Source organism: Pontibacterium sp., from assembly GCF_041587635.1.
Taxonomy (GTDB): domain Bacteria; phylum Pseudomonadota; class Gammaproteobacteria; order Pseudomonadales; family Balneatricaceae; genus Pontibacterium.
The window spans coordinates 1-5,316 of sequence record NZ_JBFGYC010000272.1 but is presented as its reverse complement, the minus strand read 5'-3'; the positions used below and the strand labels follow the sequence as shown (position 1 = coordinate 5,316).

General features: G+C 52.3%; 5 protein-coding genes. 4 read left to right on the top strand and 1 reads right to left on the bottom strand.

The features are described 5' to 3' along the window. Positions 1-79: 79 nt before the first annotated feature. Positions 80-667 carry a YecA family protein gene (locus ABYW01_RS13215; RefSeq protein WP_372833430.1) on the bottom strand — a complete coding sequence of 196 codons (588 nt, stop codon included), beginning with the start codon at positions 665-667 and terminating at the stop codon, positions 80-82. Positions 668-808: 141 nt separating this feature from the next. Between ABYW01_RS13215 and recQ the strand changes: the two genes are divergently transcribed. From recQ to ttcA, 4 genes are all read left to right on the top strand, one after another. Next, positions 809-2,929: a DNA helicase RecQ gene (gene recQ / locus ABYW01_RS13210; protein WP_372833427.1), complete on the top strand. Its 2,121-nt coding sequence runs from the start codon at positions 809-811 to the stop codon at positions 2,927-2,929. A 10-nt stretch (positions 2,930-2,939) separates the two neighbouring features. Beyond that, on the top strand, positions 2,940-3,371 hold the full coding sequence (locus ABYW01_RS13205) for a YqaA family protein (RefSeq protein WP_372833425.1): 432 nt from the start codon (positions 2,940-2,942) through the stop codon (positions 3,369-3,371). A 54-nt stretch (positions 3,372-3,425) separates the two neighbouring features. Next, positions 3,426-4,211, top strand: coding sequence for a hypothetical protein (locus ABYW01_RS13200; RefSeq protein WP_372833423.1), 786 nt, complete (start codon positions 3,426-3,428; stop codon positions 4,209-4,211). A 262-nt stretch (positions 4,212-4,473) separates the two neighbouring features. Further along, positions 4,474-5,316 (top strand): tRNA 2-thiocytidine(32) synthetase TtcA (gene ttcA / locus ABYW01_RS13195; RefSeq protein WP_372833419.1); only part of this gene is annotated, 843 nt, incomplete at its 3' end.

Here is a 5,316-nt window from a genome sequence, read left to right as displayed (position 1 = left end):
GGGTATCTCTGGCTGATAGAAGAGTATTTACACAGTCTTCTATTCGCAGGCCTTTTTGATGCCTGAATATGCGACGTATTTACTTCTTCGGCGCGTGGAACAGCAGGTAAAGGTCGATCAGCAGGTCTGGGATCTGACCCGCCATCTCTTCACTCAGCTTGGTGTCTTTGCGCATGGCTGCCATCTCTTTGTCTTCCAGAAACAGCTCGGATGCAACCATCATCGGCAGCATCAGTTCGGCAACGGTTTCTTCAGCCTGATGGCCAAACCACGCTTCTTCATTCATGAACACACCTTCCATGAAGGCTTGTGACCACCAAGTCAGGCTGGCGATCTCTTCATCTTCTTCCGGAACCAGTGTCAGTTCGCACGGCAGGTCAATCTCCTGATCGCTGTACAGGTTGCTGTTGATCATCTGATACAGACGACGCAGCATCTCCATAATGCGATCATGTTGATCCTGAGATTCCCACAGTGGGTCGCCGTCAAAAACCAGCTCGCTCCACTCCTGCTCTGTGACTGCTTTTGGGCTGATGTTGCAGGCCGTGAACAGACCATGTACGCCGACCAGATCCAGAGAATCTTCAGAAACAGCATCGGAATAGAGGAAGTCCTCCAGTTCGTCCAGTTCAGCGTCGGACAGTTCAGCGTGAGTCAGTGCGTTCATTGCAACATCCCTTCAGGTGATTAACAGGTGCGATTCTAGCCGGAAAACCTCGGAATAGCAGCCTTATTTGGATAAATAAAACTGTGTTCTGACTCTAATCACGGATGACAGCGAAGCGTGCTTCACGGATAATGCCGCCCCATGATGGAAAGGGCACAGCAACTCCTGCAAGACGTATTTGGCTATGAGCAGTTTCGCACCCCACAAGCAGAGGTGATCGAAACCCTGCTTAATGGGCAGGATTCGCTCGTGGTTATGCCAACCGGTGGCGGTAAATCGCTGTGTTATCAACTGCCGGCACTAATCCGGCCGGGTGTGGCGGTGATCGTCTCACCGCTGATCGCATTGATGCAGGATCAGGTCTCGGCATTGTCCCAATGGGGTATCCGTGCGTGTTGCCTGAACTCCTCCCTTGATTACTCGGTGATTGCCGAGACCGAGCACCAGCTGCGTGCCGGTGGTATGGATCTGCTCTACATTGCGCCTGAACGTTTGCTACAGGCGCGGACACTGGATCTGCTGTCCGAGTGCCAGATCGCCCTGTTTGCGATTGATGAAGCACACTGTGTCTCCCAGTGGGGGCATGACTTCCGCCCGGAATACCTGCAACTGTTTAAACTGCGGGAACGATTTCCCGGTGTTCCGCGTATTGCGCTGACCGCCACTGCGGATGAGCGTACCCGTCAGGAAATTATCAACCGCCTTGAGTTGACCGATGCTGAGCGCTTTGTGCGCGGCTTTGACCGACCAAACATTCGTTACCGCATTGGCCAGAAAGACCGCGCCAAAGAACAGCTACTGAAATTCCTCAAAGATGAACACCCGAAAGATGCGGGGGTAGTGTATTGCCTGTCCCGCAAACGGGTGGAGGAAACCGCCGAGTGGTTGTGTGACAAAGGTTATGACGCCTTGCCCTACCATGCGGGTTTGTCGCCGGATCTGCGTAATCATAATCAACACCGCTTCCTGACGGAGGAGGGGGTGATTATGGTCGCGACGGTTGCCTTTGGTATGGGGATTGATAAACCCAACGTGCGCTTTGTCGCCCATCTGGATCTGCCAAAAAGTGTGGAAGCCTACTATCAGGAAACCGGTCGTGCCGGGCGTGATGGTCAGCCTGCCGATGCCTGGATGGTGTATGGATTGCAGGATGTGATCTTTCTGCGCCAGATGCTGGCGGGGTCACAAGCCAGTGACATGCATAAACAAGTCGAACGGCAGAAACTGGAAGCGATGCTGGGGTTATGTGAAATCACCAGTTGTCGCCGTCAGGCGCTGTTGGCGTACTTTGGTGAAAATGAACATGCTGCGTGTGGTAACTGCGATACCTGTCTGGAACCGGTACCGGTCTGGGATGGTACGGAAGCGGCGCGCAAAGCATTGTCTGCGGTCTTCCGCACCGGGCAGCGCTACGGTGTGACCTATGTGATCGAAACCTTAATCGGTAACCGTCCTGAGCGGGTGGTGCAGCTGGGTCACGACAAGCTGTCTACGTTCGGTATCGGTAAAGAGCTGGACAAGAAACAGTGGCGGTCGGTGTTCCGCCAACTGGTGGCGCGTGGTTACCTGAGCGTGGATGCGGAAGGTCATGGTGTGCTGCAGCTGACCGAGAAGTGCCGTCCGGTATTAAAAGGCGCAGAGTCGCTGGAACTGCGTAAAGATCAGCGTAAGCAAACACAATATCGTCGCAGTCAGGTGCCGCAGAATAAGCTGGAAGCGGAAGATTTTGCGCTCTGGAACGCACTGAAAGCGAAACGCAAAGAGCTGGCCGATGAAAATGGTGTGCCGCCATATGTAATCTTCCACGACGCAACGTTGATGGAAATGGTGATGTACCGTCCGCTTAGTCATGATCAGTTCAAGCGCCTGAACGGTGTGGGGCAGCGGAAACTGGATCTGTACGGTAATCAGTTTATTGGCGTGATCGAAGAGCATGAAACCGCCGATGAGAGCGATCTGGATTCGCAGGTGGAACAATCGATCATGCTATTCCGCAGTGGCATGACCACCGATCAGGTGGCGTTGCAGCAGAAGTTATCTGCCAAAGTGATCTATAACCATCTGGCCCACGGTATAAGCCACGGTCAGCTTGAGATGAATGATGTGGTTGAACTGCCGGACGCTGAAGTGCGCCATATCGAGCAGGTTATCCACGAATGCCAGCGCGAATACGGTAATGCGTTAAAGCCGGTATTTGATGCACTAGCGGGCGTCTATGAGATGGGTGTACTGCGTTGTGTGAAAGCCGGTCTGCAACTTTGATGTCTGATCTATGATGGAACTGGGTACTGAGGCTACGCTGCTGGGATTGTTTATCAGTGGCTTAGTCTCTGCCACGTTGCTGCCCGGTGGCTCAGAAGCCCTGTTCAGTTACATGCTCTATCAAGATCAGTTTGCGGAATTTCCCCTGTTTATTGCGGTCACATCCGGTAATGCATTGGGTGGCATGATTACCTTCCTGATGGGATGGTGGTTGGCAACCCGTTATCCCCTCAAAACGCTCGATAAACCTCAGCATTTGCGTGCTCAGCGCTGGCTGGAACAATGGGGTCCTGTGGCCTTACTGCTATCGTGGCTACCGTTGGTGGGTGATCCGCTATGCTTTATTGCCGGTTGGCTGCGTGGCCGGCTCTGGTTGTCTATGCTTATGATTTTATTGGGTAAGGCCGCACGCTATCTGGTATTAATCGCGGTGGTGGGCTAATACTGACTAAGGTGCCTGAGTAAGTTCCTTCGCGCTGACACGGATGATGCCTCTATGATGAACAGCGAAACCTTCCGTAAGCTCCGTATTACCATTTTGCTCCTTCTGTTGCTGGGGATCTCCCTCAATACATGGCTTTCCATTGTCCGGGTGACAGATTGGGAAGAGCCGCTTTGGGTGGTCATTTACCCGATCAATGCGGATGACCGTATCGATACCCGTCAGTATATTTCTGCGCTGAGCGAAGAGCACTTCGAAGATATGGAGCTCTTTATGCAACGCGAGGCTAAGCGTTATGGCATTCAGATCGATCAGCCATTGGAAGTGAAGTTGGCTCCCTTGGTTCGGTCGCACCCTCCAATCATACCGGAAAATCCCAGCTTGTTAATGAATGTTCTCTGGAGCCTGAAGATGCGCTTCTGGTCATGGCAGAACGATAACTGGGAGGGGCCTGAACCGGACATTCGTATCTATATGCGCCTGTTTTCGCCGGCCAATCGCAATGTGTTAGAGCATTCGCTGGGTTTACAGAAAGGGATGATTGGTTTGGTTAACGGTTTCGCCAGTGTGGATTATCAGGGGCGCAATAATATGGTGGCGATCCATGAGTTGATGCATACGCTGGGCGCTACGGATAAATACGATATGGAGACCAGTTTACCGCTGTGGCCGGAGGGTTACGCCGCACCTCATCAGGAACCGCTACTTCCGCAAAAAACGGCTGAAGTGATGGGTGGCCGTATGATGGTGAGTGGCGGAATTGCGCTGATGCCCAACAGCCTGAAGCAGGTGTTGGTCGGCCCTCAGACCGCCCATGAAATCAACTGGCGTACTCGATAAAGCACTAATCTTACTGCGCTTTGATCTCTATGATCTTCGGGCACTCAAAACCAGAGTCTCTTTGTGCTGCATGCGGGGTGTCCTGAGATATGAATCGATCATATTCGGAGGGAATAGAGGATGGAGCGCAGCGGTGATAATAGGTTAATTGGGCCGTAGGTGATTCTGGTTAAAAAGCACTCAATACTTTCGTCGCTGGCAGCGCGGAACTGCGCTATAATCCGCGCCTTCTAAATTGTTGAATGTTCCCGAATTCCAGACCATGACTGAATCCGCCGCTGTAGAATCACCTGAAAAGAAAATTAAAGTCCGCACGAACAAGTTGCAGAAACGTCTGCGCCGTGAAGTGGGCCGTGCTATCGAAGACTTCAATATGATTGAAGATGGCGACAAGGTGATGGTATGCCTGTCCGGCGGTAAAGACTCCTATGCCATGCTGGATATTCTGCTGAACCTGCAGAAAAGTGCGCCGATTCACTTTGATATTGTGGCGGTGAATCTGGATCAGAAACAGCCGGGTTTCCCCGAGCATATCCTGCCGGAATACCTGGAATCGATCGGTGTGGAGTTCCACATCGTTGAGCGCGATACCTATTCCATCGTGAAAGAAGTGGTGCCGGAAGGTAAAACCACCTGCGCGCTTTGCTCCCGTCTGCGTCGTGGTACGCTTTATGGTTTTGCTGAAGAGATCGGTGCGACTAAGATCGCGCTGGGCCATCATCGTGACGACATTCTGGAAACCTTCTTCCTGAACATGTTCTACGGCGGCAAGCTGAAGTCGATGCCACCTAAGCTGGTATCCGATGACGGCAAAAACATGGTGATTCGCCCACTGGCCTATGCCCGTGAGAAAGATATCGCAGAGTACGGTGATCTGAAACAGTTCCCGATTATTCCGTGCAACTTGTGTGGTTCGCAGGAAAACCTGCAGCGTCAGGTGATCAAAGAGATGCTGAACGGTTGGGATAAGTCCAATCCGGGCCGTATCGAAACCATGTTCCGTTCGCTGCAAAACGTAGTGCCTTCCCATCTGGCTGATACAAATCTGTTCAATTTCAAAGAACTGCAGAAGGGTTACGCGCATGGTATCGCCGGTGATAGTGTG

Excerpts from the sequence above, each read along its gene's own strand:
- ABYW01_RS13200 (WP_372833423.1), top strand. The coding sequence starts at position 3,426 with ATGATGAACAGCGAAACCTTCCGTAAGCTCCGTATTACCATTTTGCTC.
- ABYW01_RS13215 (WP_372833430.1), bottom strand. The coding sequence starts at position 667 with ATGAACGCACTGACTCACGCTGAACTGTCCGACGCTGAACTGGACGAA.
- recQ (WP_372833427.1), top strand. The coding sequence starts at position 809 with ATGATGGAAAGGGCACAGCAACTCCTGCAAGACGTATTTGGCTATGAG.
- ABYW01_RS13205 (WP_372833425.1), top strand. The coding sequence starts at position 2,940 with ATGATGGAACTGGGTACTGAGGCTACGCTGCTGGGATTGTTTATCAGT.